The sequence below is a fragment of the Actinoallomurus acanthiterrae genome, assembly GCF_054775715.1.
Genome location: NZ_BAAHCO010000001.1, coordinates 7815852 through 7833275 on the forward strand (window position 1 = coordinate 7815852; position 17424 = coordinate 7833275).

At 66.8% G+C, this 17424-nt stretch carries 13 protein-coding genes and 1 pseudogene; 8 read left to right on the forward strand and 6 right to left on the reverse strand.

Annotated features, from left to right (window positions below; all coding sequences use genetic code 11):
* Positions 1-16: 16 nt before the first annotated feature.
* Together ACYVF7_RS36835 and ACYVF7_RS36840 are read right to left on the reverse strand one after the other, a co-directional pair.
* Positions 17-703 carry a glycoside hydrolase family 11 protein gene (locus ACYVF7_RS36835; protein ID WP_460349815.1) on the reverse strand — a complete coding sequence of 229 codons (687 nt, stop codon included), beginning with the start codon at positions 701-703 and terminating at the stop codon, positions 17-19.
* A 270-nt stretch (positions 704-973) separates the two neighbouring features.
* The gene (locus tag ACYVF7_RS36840; RefSeq protein ID WP_460349817.1) at positions 974-1843 is read right to left on the reverse strand and encodes a helix-turn-helix domain-containing protein; all 870 of its coding nucleotides are present in this window, start codon (positions 1841-1843) and stop codon (positions 974-976) included.
* Between the two features lie 301 nt (positions 1844-2144).
* Between ACYVF7_RS36840 and ACYVF7_RS36845 the strand changes: the two genes are divergently transcribed.
* Both ACYVF7_RS36845 and ACYVF7_RS36850 read left to right on the forward strand, forming a co-directional pair.
* Entirely contained in the window at positions 2145-3914 is a 1770-nt protein-coding gene (locus tag ACYVF7_RS36845) for a GH25 family lysozyme (RefSeq protein ID WP_460349819.1), read from the forward strand.
* Between the two features lie 64 nt (positions 3915-3978).
* On the forward strand, positions 3979-5541 hold the full coding sequence (locus tag ACYVF7_RS36850) for an FG-GAP-like repeat-containing protein (RefSeq protein ID WP_460349821.1): 1563 nt from the start codon (positions 3979-3981) through the stop codon (positions 5539-5541).
* An 84-nt stretch (positions 5542-5625) separates the two neighbouring features.
* Here ACYVF7_RS36850 and ACYVF7_RS36855 read toward each other — a convergent pair whose 3' ends face one another.
* Together ACYVF7_RS36855 and ACYVF7_RS36860 are read right to left on the reverse strand one after the other, a co-directional pair.
* Positions 5626-7047, reverse strand: coding sequence for a polysaccharide lyase 6 family protein (locus tag ACYVF7_RS36855; RefSeq protein WP_460349823.1), 1422 nt, complete (start codon positions 7045-7047; stop codon positions 5626-5628).
* Positions 7048-7201: 154 nt separating this feature from the next.
* Positions 7202-8191: an ArsR/SmtB family transcription factor gene (locus ACYVF7_RS36860; RefSeq protein ID WP_460349825.1), complete on the reverse strand. Its 990-nt coding sequence runs from the start codon at positions 8189-8191 to the stop codon at positions 7202-7204.
* Positions 8192-8330: 139 nt separating this feature from the next.
* Here ACYVF7_RS36860 and ACYVF7_RS36865 point away from each other — a divergent pair, with 139 nt between their 5' ends.
* The 5 genes and pseudogenes from ACYVF7_RS36865 (at position 8331) to ACYVF7_RS36885 (ending at position 12765) form a co-directional block, all read left to right on the forward strand.
* A complete protein-coding gene (locus ACYVF7_RS36865; RefSeq protein WP_460349827.1) occupies positions 8331-8849 on the forward strand; it encodes a tetratricopeptide repeat protein in 519 nt (172 codons plus the stop codon).
* A 440-nt stretch (positions 8850-9289) separates the two neighbouring features.
* A complete protein-coding gene (locus ACYVF7_RS36870) occupies positions 9290-10300 on the forward strand; it encodes a pentapeptide repeat-containing protein (RefSeq protein WP_460349829.1) in 1011 nt (336 codons plus the stop codon).
* A gap of 407 nt (positions 10301-10707) precedes the next feature.
* Positions 10708-11118 carry a hypothetical protein gene (locus tag ACYVF7_RS36875; protein ID WP_460349831.1) on the forward strand — a complete coding sequence of 137 codons (411 nt, stop codon included), beginning with the start codon at positions 10708-10710 and terminating at the stop codon, positions 11116-11118.
* A 790-nt stretch (positions 11119-11908) separates the two neighbouring features.
* Positions 11909-12091: pseudogene (locus tag ACYVF7_RS36880) on the forward strand (helix-turn-helix domain-containing protein); the annotation flags it as partial.
* 404 nt (positions 12092-12495) lie between these two features.
* Positions 12496-12765, forward strand: coding sequence for a type II toxin-antitoxin system RelE family toxin (locus ACYVF7_RS36885; protein WP_460349833.1), 270 nt, complete (start codon positions 12496-12498; stop codon positions 12763-12765).
* A 107-nt stretch (positions 12766-12872) separates the two neighbouring features.
* Here the strand turns inward: ACYVF7_RS36885 and ACYVF7_RS36890 are convergent, their stop codons facing one another.
* Positions 12873-14480, reverse strand: a complete 1608-nt coding sequence (locus ACYVF7_RS36890) for a pentapeptide repeat-containing protein (protein ID WP_460349835.1) — start codon at positions 14478-14480, stop codon at positions 12873-12875.
* A gap of 402 nt (positions 14481-14882) precedes the next feature.
* Positions 14883-15005, reverse strand: coding sequence for a hypothetical protein (locus ACYVF7_RS36895; RefSeq protein ID WP_460349837.1), 123 nt, complete (start codon positions 15003-15005; stop codon positions 14883-14885).
* Positions 15006-15358: 353 nt separating this feature from the next.
* On the opposite strand from ACYVF7_RS36895, the gene ACYVF7_RS36900 reads away from it, so the two are divergent.
* Positions 15359-17254, forward strand: coding sequence for a DUF927 domain-containing protein (locus ACYVF7_RS36900; protein ID WP_460349839.1), 1896 nt, complete (start codon positions 15359-15361; stop codon positions 17252-17254).
* Positions 17255-17424 lie beyond the last annotated feature (170 nt).

Consider the following 17424-nt stretch of genomic DNA (forward strand, 5'->3'; position numbering starts at 1 on the left):
GGGGGAAGGGGCGTTGTCAGCTCACGGTGATGTTGGAGTTTCCGCTGCTCTGATATCCCTCGGTCGCGAGGATCATGTAGTACTTGAAGCTGCCGAGATTCATCCCGTAACGGGCCCACGCGTCGAAGTGGTTGCCGGTGGTGATGGTGCCGCCCGTTCGCTTCGTCCGGCGGACGCTCCAGTACTGGTTGAAGGTTCGGGTGCCTTCGACGGACGGGGCGTTGTAGCGCGTCGTCTCGTAGACGTCATAGGTGCCGCCATCGCTGGTGACCGCGCCCTTGTACGTGCCCGTGGGCCGGTACGAGCCCCAGTTGTCGACGATGTAGTACTCGACGAGCGGGTTCGACGTCCACCCGTAGAGTGACAGATATCCGTTGCCGGACGGGTTGAAGCTGCCCGAGTAGTTCACGCTTCTGCGTCCGCCGTTACTCCAGCCCTTGCCGGCGACGAAATTCCCGCAGTTGGTCCATGACGTACGGTAATTTCCGCCGGACGACAGGGTCATGGAGACCGATCCGCCGCCGTTGGTCCAGAACGAATAGTAGTAGCCGTTGTTGGTGCCGGTCTGACTCGTGGTGATGGTCGTGTCGGCGTTGGCCGTGCCGGGCAGCATCATCGCGGACGCGACCAGCGCCACCGCGCCGGCCCGGCCGATGAGGCCTCTGCGGCCGATCGGGGTGGCGGGGGCGTCGTTCCTGTGCATGCTTCCTCCTCCTGGACGCCTGCGGGGACCAGACCGGCGAGAGGCGCCGATCGATGGAGCGAGCATGCGCCCGACGCGGGACGGCGTCAACGATATGTATCGAAACTTTTCGAAGGTCTCAGCGACCGTCCGCCATTGCATCTTCCATCTGACATGGCGTGATGCGATATCTACCGATCAAGCACACGCTTGAAAACCGATGAAAGCGCTAACCGGGTCGGTCGAGATGTGAAATATTTCGAAATTGATCGGTGCCCGAAGCTCTCGTCGTCACCAGAAGCCGGTGCAGGCGTCCCGGGGAGCGTTCACGGCAGCGCGGGGGGTGTCGCCGCACGCCCGGAATCGCCACCCCGTGCCGATCTCGTGGGCTCGGCTCGCGAAGGTCGCCGTGGTCGTCGTGAACGGCCCGCACTGGATCCAGGTCTGGCCGTTGTTCCGACTCCAGTCCAGCCAGACCCGATCTCCGTAGCGGCCGCCGGTGATCTGTGCCCAGGCCATCTGCCGGCCGCCGACGCTACCGGTGAGCAGCCGCACGACGGGCGCGTGCGCCTGGCCGTGCACGGTCGCCGGCGGGATGGCGGCCTGGCCCGCCGTCCTGGTGGGCCAAGGCCAGTTCGTGCAGGCGTCGTCCTGCGCCGCGGCCGGGACGACGCGCGGCCCGGGCGCCAGTTCCAGGCCGGTCACGAGGCCGAGCCCGCCGAAGACGACAGCCGTCATCGCGGTCAGCGCCGCGACGGCCGTACGAGGGCGGCGCCGATGCCACCGCAGCGGTTCGGCCGCCTTCTCCGGAACGCCGAGCGCGGCTGGTAAGGCGGCGACGGTCTCCGCCGGCTCGGGCGCGCATCGGCCCTGCCGGTGACGATCGCCGTCGAGGTGCTCCCAGAGCGGCCGGAGACTGTACGGGTCCTCGCCCGCCAGCCGGGAGAGCCGCTCGATGACCGGCCACGGCGGGACGATGCGGCCGGACAGGTAGCGGGACATCGATGAGTCGCTGACATGCACCAGCTCTTCGAGATTCTTGAGACTCTTGCCGGTGCGCCTCCGCAGGGCCCGCAACTCGATACCGAGCCGCGCGGCGGCGGTACACCCGTCCGCGTCCGACCGTTCCGGGCCGACCGAGTCCTCCGACGCGCGTCCCATCCCAGGCTGTCCCACCTATGACCGCCCCCGACTTTCCCGCCATAAGTGTACGACGTGGTCCAACGGCCATCCCGATATCTCAGGCATCCCAGGTTCATCCCACCGAGTACCGAAACACCGTCCGACCTGGCGATATTGAGATCCGCGCCAAAACCACGGGGGCTTCACGAAGGCGCATCCCACCTCGCGGTCGGACTTCGCATTCGCATGCCGAGGACCGGTCTGCTCACCGATCGCGAGGCCGTGACGGCGGCGCCGGCCGCCGGGAAATCCCCCACCGATGCGACAAAGGAGTGAGTCGTTGTTCTGGCGAAAACATCAAGGCCGCAACGGAATTCGCGTCGCGGTGGCGACGGCGAGCATTCTCGCCGGACTCGCCGGGCCGTACGCGGGGGCGGCGCACGCGTCGTCGGCCAGTCCGCCTGCCGGGAAGTATCCGGTCAAGGGCGTGGACATCACCGAGTACCAGCACCCTGGCGGCGCCGCCGTCAACTGGTCGCAGGTGCGTTCCTCGGGCGTACGGTTCGCGACGCTGAAGGCCACCCGCGGCACCAACATCGTCAACCCGTACTTCAAGAGCGACCTCGCCGCCTCTCTCGCTCAAGGCATCGCCACCGCTCCGTACCACTTCCTCATCGGCTACGACCCGAACACCGCGAGCGCCCAGGCCGACTACTTCATCAGCGCGCTGAAGTCGGCCGGCTACACCGGTCACCGGCGGGGCGAACTGCCGCCGATCCTCGACCTGGAATGGACCGACGACGGCAACAGTTCCTGCCCGCCCTACACGACGGTCGCCCAGGTGCAGACGTGGCTGAACAAGGTCCAGGCGGCCTTCGGCGTCAAGCCGATGATCTACACGGCCCGAGGGTTCATGACGGGCTGCCTCGGCAGCACCACCGCGTTCGGCTCGTACCTGCTCCAGGTCGCCGACTACACCAGCGGCCATACCGCCCCGGCGGTGCCGCCCGGCTGGTCCGACTGGCTGATGTGGCAGTACGCCGACGTGGGCTCGGTCCCCGGAGTACCGACGCAGAACGTGACCCTCGACGTCTTCAACGGCGGCGAGGCCAAGCTCGACCAACTCGCCGGCCTCGGCTCCTCGTGGGTGAGCTCACCGGTCGACGTGAACGGTGACGGCAAGGCCGACATCGTGACGCTCGACTCCTCGGGACAGCTGTGGCTGTACCCGTCCACGGGGCAGGCCGTGACCGACCACGTGCTCAGCGGCTCGGTGCGAATCGGCACCGGGTGGGGCGGATTCAGCCGGCTGTACCTCGCCGACATCACCGGCGACGGCAAGGCCGACATCGTCGCCCTCGACTCCTCGGGACAGCTCTGGCTCTACCCCTCCACCGGCCAGACCGTCGCCGACCACGTCGTCGGCGGCGCGGTGCGAATCGGCACCGGCTGGGGCGCCTTCAACCGGCTCATCACCGCTGATGTGACCGGCGACGGCAAAGCCGACATCGTCACGCTCGACTCCTCGGGACAGCTGTGGCTGTACCCGTCCACCGGGCAGGCGGTAACCGATCACGTCCTCAGCGGCTCGGTCCGCATCGGCACCGGCTGGGGCGCCTTCAACCGGCTCATCACCGGTGACGTGACCGGCGACGGCAAAGCCGACATCGTCACGCTCGACTCCTCGGGACAGCTGTGGCTGTATCCGTCCACCGGGCAGGCCGTGACCGACCACGTCGTGAGCGGCAAGGTGCGTGTCGGCACCGGGTGGGGCGCCTTCAGTCAGATGTACGTCTCCGACATCACCGGCGACGGCAAGGCCGACATCGTCACGCTCGACTCCTCGGGACAGCTGTGGCTCTACCCGTCCACCGGCCAGGCCGTGACCGACCACGTCGTCAGCGGCGACGTACGGATCGGCACCGGCTGGGCCTTCCCCCTTCTCCTGACGAACGGCGACGTCAACGGCGACAAGAAGGTCGACATCGTCGCCGAGGACGGCGACGGCCGGCTGTGGCTCTACCCCTCCACCGGCCAGGCCGTGACCGACCACGTCCTCAGCGGCTCGGTCCGCATCGGCACCGGATGGAACGCCTTCTCCATCATCTAGCGGCTCCGAAGAGATGACCGCAGATCTCCCGTCGGGCGGATGCCGCCCCAGAAACAGAGGAAACATGACTTCGACTCTTTCCCGGATCGTGAGCCTGGGCCGTACGATCGCGCTCGCCGTATGCGTCGGGCTCGCGGCCGCGCTGATGACCCTCATCACGCCGCATCCCGCACATGCCGCGTCCACCGCCGGAGGTGCGATCTCCCGCTCGGAGGTCCTCGCCCGGGCCCGTGACTGGTTCAACCGAAGGCCGGAGCTCGTCTACGACTCGTCGCGCGCTTCGGACACGCTGGTCGCGGACGTCGACGGAGCGCACCGATACGGTCCTGACTGCTCCGGCTATGTGTCCATGGCGTGGCACCTCGTGCCGGGCTCCTCAGGCGGCCTGAACACCTGGACCTTGCCCAACGTCTCGGTCGCGATCAGCCGAAGCGATCTCAAACCCGGCGACATGCTGGACTACACCGACGAGCACGCGATCCTGTTCGAGGCGTGGGAATCCGACCACGTGCACTTCTCCTACTACAGCTTCGGCGCCACTCCCATCGAGCACGTCACCCACGCGTCCTTCAACGACGGCACGCTGGCGGGCTGGCCGACCGGCGACTACCAGGCGTACCGCTACAAGAACATCGTCGACGACGCGCCCGCGCCCACGAGATGGGTGAGCTCACCGGCGGACGTGAACGGCGACGGCAAGGCCGACATCGTCGCCCTCGACTCCTCGGGCCGGCTATGGCTCTACCCCTCCAGCGGCCAGGCGGTGAACGACCATGTCCTCAGCGGCTCGGTCCGCGTCGGCACCGGGTGGGGCGGCTTCGGCCAGCTGTACGTCTCCGACATCACCGGCGATGGCAAGGCCGACATCGTCGCCCTCGACGGCAAGGGCCAGCTATGGCTGTACCCCTCCACCGGCCAGACCGTCGCCGACCACGTCGTCGGCGGCGCGGTGCGAATCGGCACCGGCTGGGGCGCCTTCAACCGGCTCATCACCGCTGATGTGACCGGCGACGGCAAGGCCGACATCGTCACGCTCGACAACAAGGGCCAGCTATGGCTCTACCCGTCGACCGGGCAGGCCGTGACCGACCACGTCCTCAGCGGCGCGGTGCGAATCGGCACCGGGTGGGGCGGCTTCGGCCAGCTGTACGTCTCCGACATCACGGGCGACGGCAAGGCCGACATCGTCGCCCTCGATGGCAAGGGCCAGCTATGGCTGTACCCGTCCACGGGGCAGGCCGTGACCGACCACGTGCTCAGCGGCTCGGTCCGCATCGGCACCGGGTGGGGCGGCTTCGGCCAGCTGTACGTCTCCGACATCACCGGTGACCACAAAGCGGACATCGTCGCCCTCGACGGCAAGGGCCAGCTATGGCTGTACCCGTCGACCGGGCAGGCCGTGACCGACCACGTCCTCAGCGGCTCGGTCCGCATCGGCACAGGTTGGGGCGGCTTCTCCGCGCTCCTGACGAACGACGTCACCGGCGACGGCACGAGCGACGTCGTCGCGCTGGACACCTCGGGTCAGTTGTGGCTGTACCCCTCGTCCGGGCAGGCCACCGCGGACCACGTCCTCAGCGGCAAGGCCCGGATCGGCACCGGCTGGAACGCCTTCACCATCGTCTGACGCGGAGCATCGCACCGTTGACACGGAGCATCGCACCGGCCTCCTCGCCCGCGGGGCGAGGAGGCCGTCATGCGCCCGGCGGGCTCAGGGAGCGGAGGGACCCACGTCCGTGGTGGTCAGCGCGCGACGCTGAGTGCCGCCGGCGACGTACTCGTCGGCGCCGACGTCCTTGGCGCCCGACCGGGCCTGCAGGTCCATGTCCTGGGTCACCTGGGCGTACGTGCCGGTCGCGGCGTCGATGGCCGGGCTGCCCGCAGCGAGCCGGTCCAGGCCGCCGGAGTCCACGACCAGGCCCGGGTTGACCGACCGGCCGCCGTCGGCGGGCATGTCGCCGCGCGACCCGCCCCAGACGATGTTGCCCTCCCACTTCGTGTTCGTGGCCCCGTCGACCGTCACGAGATCTCCGGAGCCGCCGACGAGGATGTTGTCGGCCACGGTCGTGTGGTCCGGCTTGTACTGGTGGTCCTCCGTGCCGATGCCGATGAGGTTCGTCTTCGTGCTCACGATCGTGTTGAACGCCACGAGTCCCCGGTCGGCCGCCTCGTGGTCCGTCGTGCTGTTCGTGTCGTCCCGGATGTTCCCGGCGCCGACGTCGATCGGCATGCCGCCGATGTTCTGGATCAGGTTGTTGATGATGACGTGGTCGTTGCCGAAGAAGCGGATCCCGGACGTACCGCCGAGGATGATGTTGCCCTCGACGAGGGTCCGGCTTCCGTGGCGCAGGCAGATCTGGCCCCGGGAGTTGCGCAGCGTGTTGTAGCGGACGGTGTTGTCCGAGGACTTCACCGAGATCGCCTCGGAGTCGCCGTTGGCCTTCTCGAAGAGGTTGTACTCGACGGTCGCGTGGGCCGACGCGTGCTGCCGGGAGCTGAGGCCGAGGCGGATGGACTCCCCGCCGTTCGAGCCGCTGTAGGAGTGGTCGTAGAAGTAGTTGTGGTGAATCCAGACCCGCTGCGCCATTCCCGAGCTCCCGGGCCCGGAGATCTGCAGGAACACGCCGAGCGAGCTCTTGTGCTGGAAGGTGTTGTGGTCGACCTCGCAGTCGTCGCAGGCGACCGTGACCCAGTTCTTGGTCGAGCTGTCCGACAGCTGGATCACGTTGCGCGTCAGCCGTACGTGGTCGGCGCCGGTCGGGAGGCTGATGGCGCTCCCGTGCGTGAGCCGGAAGCCCTCCACGGTCACGTAGTGGATCGAGCCGAACGAGAACCCGTCCGTGCCCTTGATCTCCGCCTTGCCGGTGTGCTGCGCGGCGATCGTGATCGGCGCCGACGCCGTACCCGACCGGGTCAGCGCGATCGCCGCCGAGGTGGAGTACGAACCGTCGGCGAGCTCGATCCGGTCACCCGGCTGCGCCTGTTTGACCGCGCTCTGCAGCGCGGCCACGGACGAGACCGAGATCACCTTCGTGGGCGCGGGCGCCGCGCCCGCCGGACGTTCGGCCGGGGCGGCGACCGCCCCGATCAGGGTCAGCGCGGTGATGACCGCCGCATGCCGGTTCAGTGCCATGAGGACCGCCTTGAGGGGAGCCGGAATTCGGCATGGTTTTACATCCACCATCACCGGCCGTCAAGACATACACCCGATGTATCGGTCGAGAATGTTCGGATGACAGGTCGATCATCGCAGTTCGCAGGCAGGTCGACGCCCGTTTACATCGGATCTATTGTTCGCCGCCGCGCACTAGGGCTGAGCCGATGCGGGTGCGTCGGTACCGGATCTCGTGGCGATGCCGCTCCCCCACGACGAGGCCCGCCTCGCGAAGCACCTTGATGTGCTCGGACACCGTGCTCGGCGCCAGCGCGTGCCGGTGCGCGAGCCACGTCGTCGACGTGGGCTCCTGAAGGGCGGCGAGCAGCGTGGCGCGGGTCCGGCCGAGGAGCCGCTCGAGCGCAGCGGCCGGGGATCCGTGCATCGGCTGCCAGAGACCGCCGAGGCCGCGCGCCGGGTAGGAGACGGTCGGCTGCCACGGCGGCTGCGTGATCACGATCGCCTCCTCCCACTTGAACACACTGGGCATCAGCAGCACGCCGCGTCCGGCGAGCTCAACGTGCTCATCGCCGCCGGGGTCGCGCACGAGCGTGTCGCCGGTCCAATGCAGCGTCTGGTTCAGATCGGCGAACAAGTGGTCCAGGCCGCCCTCGGCCAGACGTCGCGAGCGGTACGAGATGTCGGCCTCCAGCAGCGCCCGCACCCGCGGCCACACCGGCTCGACGAGCGCCCGCCACGCGGCCCGTACCAGGTTGGTGAGGAAGCTGAGCACGTCCGCCGGGTCGCCGAGCAGCAGCCTCCCCAGCTCACTCGCCTCCGCGCCCGGGGTCTCGCGTAGCGACATCTCGATCTCCTCCCGCACCACCGGCGCGGGCGTCGTGGCGATCCGGGTGAGTTCGGCCTCGATGTCCGAGGACGGGCCGATTGGGGGCGGGGCGAGGAAGTCGGGCGTGTAGCCGCGGCGCGGCTGAAGCATGGTGATCGGCCGCAGGTCGAGCGTCCCTTGGCGCGAGCGAGCATCCTCCAGCCAGCGCCGGTGATGCTGCCCCGGACCGTCCGGACCGGTCGCGACGCGCACCGCGGCGAGCGTCTCGAACACCGGAGAGTAGGCGAACCGGCAGCGCGCCAGGTCGGCCGGGCCGAAGCCGAGACTGATGGCCATGGCCGCCTCCTCGTGCTCTCCCGGGGCACGGATGATTCGGTCCCGCCCGAATGACTGGTGGCGATCCTAGCCGCCCGCCACGATCGACCACGTCGCCCGACGCCGGTCGACTCCCCTGACGATGAGAAGGAACATGATCATGCACGACGTCACCGAACTCGCCGACCTGCACGCCGACGTCAACCGCCGCGCCGCCGCCATCTTCGCGGTCGTCGACGACTACGAGCAGGAGGACGCCTTCTTCGCCGAGATCGACGCGCTCGCGGCACAACTGCCCGCCGGCGACGCCGACGGCCTGTTCCACCGAGCCTGCGCCCGTGACACCTGGGGCCACTCGGACCTCGCTGTCCCGCTGTACCGCGAGGCCCTCGATCGCGGCGGCCTGACCGGCGAGAACCGCCGCCGCGCGGTCATCCAGCTGGCCAGCTCCCTGCGCAACATCGGCGAGACGCAGACCGCGCTCGCGATGCTCGAGGCCGAACGCGCCCACGGCTCCGACCACCTCGACGACGCCCTGGCCTGCGTGACCGCGCTCTGCCTGGCCACCCTCGGCCGGGAGCGCGAGGGCCTGTCCATCGCCCTGGTCGCCTTGGCCAAACACCTGCCGCGCTACAACCGCTCCATGGCCAACTACGGTCGAGCCCTGCTCGAGAGCTGAACCGGCGAGCCCGGCCCGGCATCTCCGCTGTGGGTGGCGAGGAGTAGTCATCGGGCAGTTGGTCAGGCATCCCGCTTTGAGGGGGAGAGCCCGACAGGTACCAGGAGGCCGCTTCCGAAGAATCGGAAGCGGCCTTTCATCTGGCCAAAGGCGAAAAGATCACCGAGCATCCGTAAAGACACCGACGAACCAGACCGCGACCACCGCCGAGGCCTCTCCTGCCGGTGGCCCGTCTCCGTGACGCGGAGCCGCCCTGGTGTGATCCACCAGGAACGCGATCTCCCTCCACGCCGACCTGCCGCGCTTGAAAGCATGGACACCCCTGTCGGTGGAGGAGGACATTCTGGACGTGCTGCGGTTCGTTGGTGAAGGACTTCCGCAAGCGGTGTCTCGCCGAAGACGGGAAAATACCGGAGCAGCGGCGCGGAGAGGATGACCGGGTGCGGGTGTTCAACAGACGGTTCGCCACGGCGACCAGGCGGCTCGGACACGCCAGGACCGCGATGCGGCTGGCCGGGGTGTACGCGCTGGCCGACCTGGCCGACGACTGGGAGGACGGCCGGCAGACCTGCATCGACGAGCTGTGCGCCTACCTGCGGATGCCCTACGAACCACCCCCGGAGGCCGGACCTCCGACCGCCGAACAGCTGGCGTTCGGCGGCAGCCAGGAGGTACACCACACCGTCATCTCGACCATCGCCGCACACCTGCGCGACGACGCTCGGGTCTCCTGGCGAGGCCATGACTTCAACTTCACCGGTGTCCGCTTCGACGGAGGCGACTTCAGCGGTGCGGAGTTCTCCGGCGGCACCGTCGACTTCCGCGACGCCGTGTTCTCCGGCCGCACCCTCGACTTCACCGGCGCCGTGTTCTCGGGCGCCACCGTCGACTTCACCGGCGCCAGGTTCGCCGGCGCCTCCATCGACTTCACGGGCGCGACGTTCTCCGCCGGCACCGTCCACTTCGTCGCCGCGGAGTTCTCCGGCGGCACCGTCCACTTCGGCGACGCGACGTTCTCCGGCACCACCCACTACTTCATCACCGCGGTGTTCTCCGGCGCCTCCATCGACTTCACCGGCGCGACGTACTCCGGCGGCACCCTCGACTTCGCCGGTGCGGAGTTCTCCAGCGGGACCGTCCACTTCGGCGACGCGGCGCTCTCCGGCGGCATCATCGGCTTCACCGGCGTGGAGTTCTCCGGCACCACCGCCCACTTCAACGACGCGACGTTCTCCGGCGGCACTCTCGACTTCACCGACGCGACATTGTCCGGCGGCACCCTCCACTTCACCGACGCGGAGTTCTCGGGCACCACCATCGTCTTCACCGGCGCGAAGTTCTCCGGCGGCACCGTCGACTTCAGCGACGCGACGTTCTCCGGCCGCCGAGGCGGCCTCGGCAAGGACATCGCCACGGATCCGCCCGCGGGGCTACTGCTGCCTCCCGCATAGCCCCCGCGAGATCACGTGCCGATGATTCACGCCGAGGTCGCGATCAAGCTGGAGGCCACCCGTCGCGATCCCCAGGGCCCGTGGCTAGCCGAGTAGCAGGTCAGCAGTCTTAAATGCATTCCACGCTGGCGGTCACATTAAAGCTGGACGGTTCCGGACTTACCGTCACGCCAGGGTCCGTTCGACACTCGCTGGCTCCGAGCCGTAACTGTCATACGGCTTCCATCGACCTCGTGAGTAGCGTCGAATGCCCCTCTGGCCTGCGGTTAAGGCATCTCGGCGCTTCTCGTTGCTTCGTGCATGATCACATGGTCATGTGCCCTGGATCGTCCTTGTCCAGCAGCGCGAGGGCAACCACTTCGGCGCGAGAAAAATTTGGAATGGAGAGGAAAGGCCTGGAGGAGCGAATGGATTACATTCACAATACGAGCATAGAAGTAAAACAAGAGATTGATGCACTAGAATCTGAACTGGCGAAGCTTGGAGCGCCAAACGAAAGTGTTGCTGCTGCCGAACATGCGAATAAAATCGAATTGCTTAAGCAGCAGCTTTCCGCTCTCACCGAAGAGTCTACGGCCATTAGCAAGAGTGTAAAAGATACCAGGCAGCGGGTTGATGAATTTGAGGAGAGGATGAAACCTTGGAGGGATAGATTCACTTCCGCTAAGTCTGTCCTTGACTTTCTTGGTTCGTCTAAGGTTCAGCGTGCTGCCGACGAAGTGGCGGGCGCCTTCTTTGGGGTGTGGGATGGAGCGGACTTCCGGATAAAGCTCCAAAAGTTCGTTATTGCGGCGCGCAAAGACCTGGGTACTGACTGAACGCCTGCGAAGGTGCAATCGGCGATTCCAGTAACTGCGGAGGGGCGGGCACGATCTTTGGCCGGCGGCCTGCCTTGGGGTGGGAGCCCGGGGGCACTCAAGCTGTCCGGCGATCTCGGGCTGGCTTGCCTGCCCGCGTCTACCCGAGTCGTGCCCCCGGGCTTAGGGACTCGCCCCAAGGGAGGTAGGTAAAGATCATGACCGCCCCGGCCGCGCGCGGACACCTCGGCCGGAAGCCTCCCGACGGCGCGCGATGCGGTGGCCGGCACCTGGTCGCCCAGCTCGTCATCCGGCTCTGTGCTGCTGTACCGGATCAGGCGGCCCTGGAAGTCCCCGCTTTCCGCGCCAGCCGACCGGCTGTTTGCCTGGCGACCGGCGTGCCCCAGCTAAGCCGGTCGCCGTGGCGCCGTGTTCGCCGGCCACGCACCCTCCGGGAGCGGAAGATGCGGCCGACGGTCCCGTGACGGCCCAGAGCACGCTGCTCTGACCAGCGACGTTCTCAGACGTCGTAGAACTAATGCGGCGGAACGACGGCCTGTGATCTCTCGCTCAGCTGATCCGCTGACCTGGTGGGATGCCGTCGTTGGGCTGTCGTTGTTGGTCACCGTCGAGTGTCCTTCCACGGCCCGGCGACGGCCCGAGAGCTCGAAGCCGTTCGAACCGGCGCTTCGATCACACTCCCTCGGCCATGGCGATTGCGCCGACTCACCATGGTCTCGGCTGGTGCGACACCTAGACTGTAGGAAGGCTGCATGGATGCTCGACCAGCATGAGGAGGACACGGTCGCGGATGAGCTCAGGTGAGCGGCCTCTCAGTGAGGCCAGGTACTTGACCGTGGCCGAGGTGGCTGCGGTCATGCATGTATCTAAGATGACCGTCTACCGTCTTGTGCACTCAGGGGAGCTGCCTGCGATCCGAGTAGGGCGATCCTTCCGCGTCCCCGAGCTGGCCGTACATGACTACCTGCGTGAACAGGCCGCCCAGGAAGTCGGCGTGACAGGCCGCGGACCGGCCCGCCACGCGAACGCCGGCCAATCGTCCGTCGCACCATCAGGTGCAACAATCGCCCATTCAACTGACCTAGCTCCTACGCCACGAGAGATCCCGCTCGACACGGACGTAAGCTTCGCTGTCGTCGCTCGTCAGGCCGTCGACCGTGATCAGATCATTTACCTGACTGAACACGGCGAGCGACTCGCAGCCGTGGTGCCGGCCGACGTCGCCGCCGAGTTGAGCAGGCTTGACAGCGATGAACTCGCCGAGCTACTCGAAGAAGTCCGGGACACCGCTGCTGCACGCCGCGGGCTGGAGTCCATAGCGGCAGGTGAGCCCGTGATTCCTTGGGAGGACGTCCAGGCCCGGCTGGAGCTGTGAACATGGCGGCGGCTTACAGCATCGCGGTCCGAGCGAGCGTAGAAAAGCAGTTGGCGGCATTAGACAAGCCCGTACGGCGCCGCGTCGTGTCGGCCATTACTGCACTGGCGACCGAGCCACGGCCTCCCGGAGCCATCCCCCTAAAGGGTGCTCCCGGGGTCCTCCGTATCCGGGTCGGGGACTACCGAATCATCTACAGCGTGGATGACGCGGAACTTATCGTCCTAGTCATTGATGTCGGCCACCGGCGGCAGATCTACAGAGGACACTAACGCTGACCCGGTATGGCCAGTTCGTAGCGTTCAGACCGACGCTTTGATTAGGCGCCCTCGACCCAACCGCTGGCGACGCACTACAGAGACCCGCTTGACCGGCGTTGTTATGGCGTGGTGTATTGAAGCTCGCCGTCCTGTTGCACGGACCATCCAGTCGGCCATGAGGAAGGTCGAATGTCTTCAGGCTGTTTTCTGTCCTGATAGGCAGATATTGCCGCGTGAAACGAAGGCTTTATCGAGAATGTCGTGTTACCGAACGAGGCGCTACTAGAGAACCTCACGCATACAAATTCGGCGCCGCCGGAAAAAGTAGTGCCACCGAAACCGGCAAGGCCCGAAAACCTGGCGCCATCAAATATCGCGTCGCCGGAAAAAGTGGCATGCTCAAACCAGGCATCACCGGAGAACGTTGCGTCTGCGAAGTCGGCATTTCCGGAGAAAGTTGCGCTTCCGAATGCGGCCGAGCGAGTAAACGTTGTGCAGTCGAACCTGGCCGTGCTGGAGAAGGTTGTGTACCTAAATCCGGCGATATCGTAGAACGCTGCGCCCCCAAATCCGGCCATGCGGGCGAACCTTGCAGACTCGAATGCGGCTCTGCCACAGAATTTTACGTTGCCGAATCCTGCCAGGCCAGAGAACTTTGCATCCTTGAACTCGGCTCTCCGGGAGAACGTCGCCATCTCAAACCAGACGTCACCAGTGAACGTTGCGTTACCGAATGTCGCGTGGCCCGAGAATATCGCGTCCGCAAATCCCACGTCGCTGCGAAACATTGCTCGGCCAAATTCGACGTTACTGGAGAATTTTATAGTAGCGAATCGGGCTGGGCCGTCAAATGTCGCGTTTCGGAAGTTTGCCTCGCTGGCGAATGTTGCGTCTTCAAATGAAGTTATTCCCCAGAAATCCGTGCCTTCGAATCGGGCATCGCCGACGACGCAGTCTTGAAAGTCGAAGTCAACGAGGGCTGCGCCAGATAGGTCGATACCAATATTGGGCCAGAACGCCGTCTGGATAGCATGCGCCCTCTTGGAATTGTATCGGAGATGCTTGGTAAGTATTCGTTGTGCAGTTAGTCTTACCTGCTTTTCGCCAGATGTATCGATGGGAGCGTCGACGGGGACATGCGCCTCTATCGCTCGGTTGGTCTCGGCGGCTTTGTAGCGACGGTGGTGTTCGCTGATTGAGTCGGTACGCGAGGCGGATGGATCGGTTTCCTCGTGCCCTGAGGTATAGGGCATACGAAGGTAAGCGCAGAGGACGTCGATGACCGTCTGACGCATCTGGGGATTGTCTTGGGCGACCCGTTCCAAGGCGTACAAGCCAGCGAGTCGGACAGCGGCCTGGTCACTACCGAGTTGGTCAGCCGCCTTGGCGTACAGGTCGGTGATGCGTCTCTCGATAGCGTCCATGTCCGAGAGTGCGCTGACCCGCTCCTGATGCTGTTGGCGGCGGAACGCTAGCAGCAAGCCGGCAGCGGCGCCGACGCCAGCACCAGCAGCCAGGCCTGTGCGAACGGCATCGATGCGAGCCCTGGCGCGATCCGTCGCGGTTAATGCCCTGTCGGCTTCGTGGAGCAGCCACGGAGTCGTGATCGCGATCGCGGCGACGACGGCGAAGGCGGCACCGAGCATCCACCAGAACGTGGACCTACCAGGCCCAGAATTGACGGGCAGGCTACCAGCGGCGCGGGTCCTGCGGCGTAGCCAACTCATGCCTTCCTCCTTCATCCGCCGCGCGGTCGGAAGGTGTACGCGGCGGCGTACCGTCTGTTAGACGGTGTTATCGGAGGATCGGTGGCAGCGAGCTAGCGGCCGAACCAGCCTAGGCCGGATGCGGCCACTTGATGGGTATCGACGTCTGCGGGCAACATCGTCCAGCAGCCACCGTAACGCCGAGCGGACGAGGTTCCGCATACCAACTCACAATTCGTTCACCAAGCGGGGCTTTTTCGGGCTGGTAGCCGGGCGCCCGGCGTTTACGAGGTACCGTTTACGAAGTACCTGATCCGCGCGAACTGGCGTTTGTCCGGTTCGTCGTGTGAGGAGGGCCCCCGCGCCGCCCGGGCAGGCATTGACGCGAGGGCCCCTGCTACCGGCCCTGGTCCCTGCTCCTCGTCAGGAGCGCGGACCGGGGCCGTTGCCGTACCAGGTGATCAGCGACTCGATCAGCAGCCTCAACAGCTGCGTCCAAAGCCGCCAGTCGTCGTACGGCTGCGATCGCCGGTGTTTACCGGCCATCGGCATCACCTCCATGGCCACCCGCGCTGCAGGGGCCGATCGGACGACCGACCTCAGGCGGAGATCGGCCGGCCGACCATCCACTCTGGTCGGCCGGGCCCGAACCGGCCAAACGGATGGGTGGCGATGCGAGAAAGACCGTACATGAACTCGGCACCCCGTAACGACAAAATGCCAATAATGGCGAAAGATGGAAAGTGTTGGCGATGAGCTATGTGAGGCCCGACCTGGCGCTATGACGCCATCAAGCCTTCTGATTTTCTAGATCCGTATACGTATCTAGTGATACACGAAAAAGGTGATGTCACTAGTGCCGTATACGTAATGGCTCAAGGAACGGTGACCAGCCCGCCATGACGGCCACCCAACTCGGGCACCTTGCGCCCGTCACCACCACCGGCACTGGCTCCAGCCCTGTCGTCGGTCCCACCCCCGCACCTGCGCCGGACATCACTCCCGCCATCCTCGACACCGGCGACGAGACCGGCGTGGGTGCGGGGGTGGTGTTCGGCGCTGACGGCCTGCCCGCGGGCTATACGACCCCGGACGGATACGAGACCAGTTCGGACGGGGTATGGGCGCTCAAGACCGTCAAGGGCGAAGAGGTTGCCATCCGGATCGCGTGGGCGCCGCTGGTGATCCTGCGGGTCTTCATCGACCCGGCCGGGGACCAGCTGGTGGAGCTGGCGTGGACCGACCGGGGCCGGACCGTGCGGCGGATCGTGCGGCGGATCGTGCCGCGCTCGGTCGCCAAGTCCGGCAAACGCCTCGTGAGCGCGCTCGGCGATGCCGGCCTGCCCGTCATCGAATCCGACGCCCGCGGCGCTGAACGGTGGCTGGCCGCGCTGGAGGCGTGCAACCGGGACGTGATCGAACGCGTGCCGCTGGCGCGCTGGCTCGGCTGGCAAGACGACGGCACGTTCGTCACCTCCCAAGACACCCCCCGGCGCGTCGAAGTCCGCTACGACGAACAAGCCCCCGCGCTGGCCTCGCACCGGCCCGGGGGCACGTTCGAAGACCGGCAGGCCGTCATCAAGCACATCCAGCCCTACCCGGTCGCGCAGATGGCCCTGTACGCGGGCCTGGCGGCGACGCTGCTGCATCCGCTCGGGCTGGACTCCTTCACCATCGACTTCTCCGGCCGCTCCACCCGCGGGAAGACCACCGGCGCGATGGTCAGGCTGTCGTGCTGGGCCGACCCGACCGAGAAAGGCGACGGCATCTCGTCCTGGCGGACCACCATGCTCGCCGTCGAAAAACGCCTCAACCTCGTCCGGGGGCTGCCGGTGGTGCTGGATGAGACCCGGGTGGTCAAGTTCCCCGAACTGGTCGACCAGGTCCTGTATCAGGTGCCGAAGAACCACGGCACCCCGCGCGGCGGCGGCTGGCCGTCTGGGCTCCCGTGGCGGACCATCTTGATCTCCACCGGGGAACAGTCCGCGCTGTCGTTCACCACCCACCAGGGCGCCGCCGCCCGCGTCCTGGCCGTCCAGTCCCCGCCGTTCGGCACCGACGGCCCCGACTCGGCCGCCGCCGCGATCGCCGTACGCGACGGGCTCGCCGAGCACTTCGGCACCGCGGGCCCTGAATTCGTCGCCCGCCTGGTCGAGGGCTTGGCCAAGCCGAACGGGCTGGAACGGTTGATCGCCCGGCACAAGGTCCTCACCGGGACCTACCGCGGCTCTACCGACATGACCGCTCGGCGCGCTCCCATGGTCGCCGCCCTCGCGTTGGCCGCCGACCTGGCCCATCACTGGGGCATCGTCCCGGTCCCTCCACCGGATGAGGAGGTATGGATGCGCCTGTTCACCGCCGTCGATCCCACCGACAACCGCCCCGAGATGGCTCTGGACGTCATCCGCGAGTACATCGCCTCCCGCGGCCAGGACCTGTGGAAGCCCCACACCATGGACGACCAGCCCCACGGCGGATGGATCGGCCGTGAACTGACCATCGACGGCAAACCCACTGTCGGCCTGCTGCCCGAAAAGCTGCGGGAAGCGCTCAGCCGGGCGGGCTACGAGTTGGCCACCGTCGTGCCCGGCTGGCGCGAGATCGGCGCGCTGGTCGACGACCCCAAGTACAGCCCGCCGCCACGGTCGGGGGGACGAACCCCACGTCCCCCTCAACGATCTTGCATCACCACAAGTCACCGCCATATCCCCGGCCGATCCGGCAGGGGGACGAGAACCGGCCGAACACAGAGCCCGTTTTTTCGCGCCACCACCGGCCACCGCCACCCCGCGTGACCACACCACGTCGGTCGCGGGGGATGCCTCCCAGCCCGCACCCGCGCCAGACGGCCACCGTCCGCGCGCCACCGACCCATCACCGCGCGCGGGCATTAGGCATCCCCCGCGCGCCGATCCCACCGTCCGTACAGCCGCCGCCCTGCCCAGGGCAGCGCGCGGACCATTCG

Bases quoted from the DNA above. Each gene is read 5' to 3' on its own strand.
- ACYVF7_RS36835 (WP_460349815.1), bottom strand. From the start codon at position 703: ATGCACAGGAACGACGCCCCCGCCACCCCGATCGGCCGCAGAGGCCTC.
- ACYVF7_RS36840 (WP_460349817.1), bottom strand. From the start codon at position 1,843: ATGGGACGCGCGTCGGAGGACTCGGTCGGCCCGGAACGGTCGGACGCG.
- ACYVF7_RS36850 (WP_460349821.1), top strand. From the start codon at position 3,979: ATGACTTCGACTCTTTCCCGGATCGTGAGCCTGGGCCGTACGATCGCG.
- ACYVF7_RS36855 (WP_460349823.1), bottom strand. From the start codon at position 7,047: ATGGCACTGAACCGGCATGCGGCGGTCATCACCGCGCTGACCCTGATC.
- ACYVF7_RS36860 (WP_460349825.1), bottom strand. From the start codon at position 8,191: ATGGCCATCAGTCTCGGCTTCGGCCCGGCCGACCTGGCGCGCTGCCGG.
- ACYVF7_RS36865 (WP_460349827.1), top strand. From the start codon at position 8,331: ATGCACGACGTCACCGAACTCGCCGACCTGCACGCCGACGTCAACCGC.
- ACYVF7_RS36875 (WP_460349831.1), top strand. From the start codon at position 10,708: ATGGATTACATTCACAATACGAGCATAGAAGTAAAACAAGAGATTGAT.
- ACYVF7_RS36885 (WP_460349833.1), top strand. From the start codon at position 12,496: ATGGCGGCGGCTTACAGCATCGCGGTCCGAGCGAGCGTAGAAAAGCAG.
- ACYVF7_RS36890 (WP_460349835.1), bottom strand. From the start codon at position 14,480: ATGAGTTGGCTACGCCGCAGGACCCGCGCCGCTGGTAGCCTGCCCGTC.
- ACYVF7_RS36895 (WP_460349837.1), bottom strand. From the start codon at position 15,005: ATGGCCGGTAAACACCGGCGATCGCAGCCGTACGACGACTGGCGGCTT.
- ACYVF7_RS36900 (WP_460349839.1), top strand. From the start codon at position 15,359: ATGACGGCCACCCAACTCGGGCACCTTGCGCCCGTCACCACCACCGGC.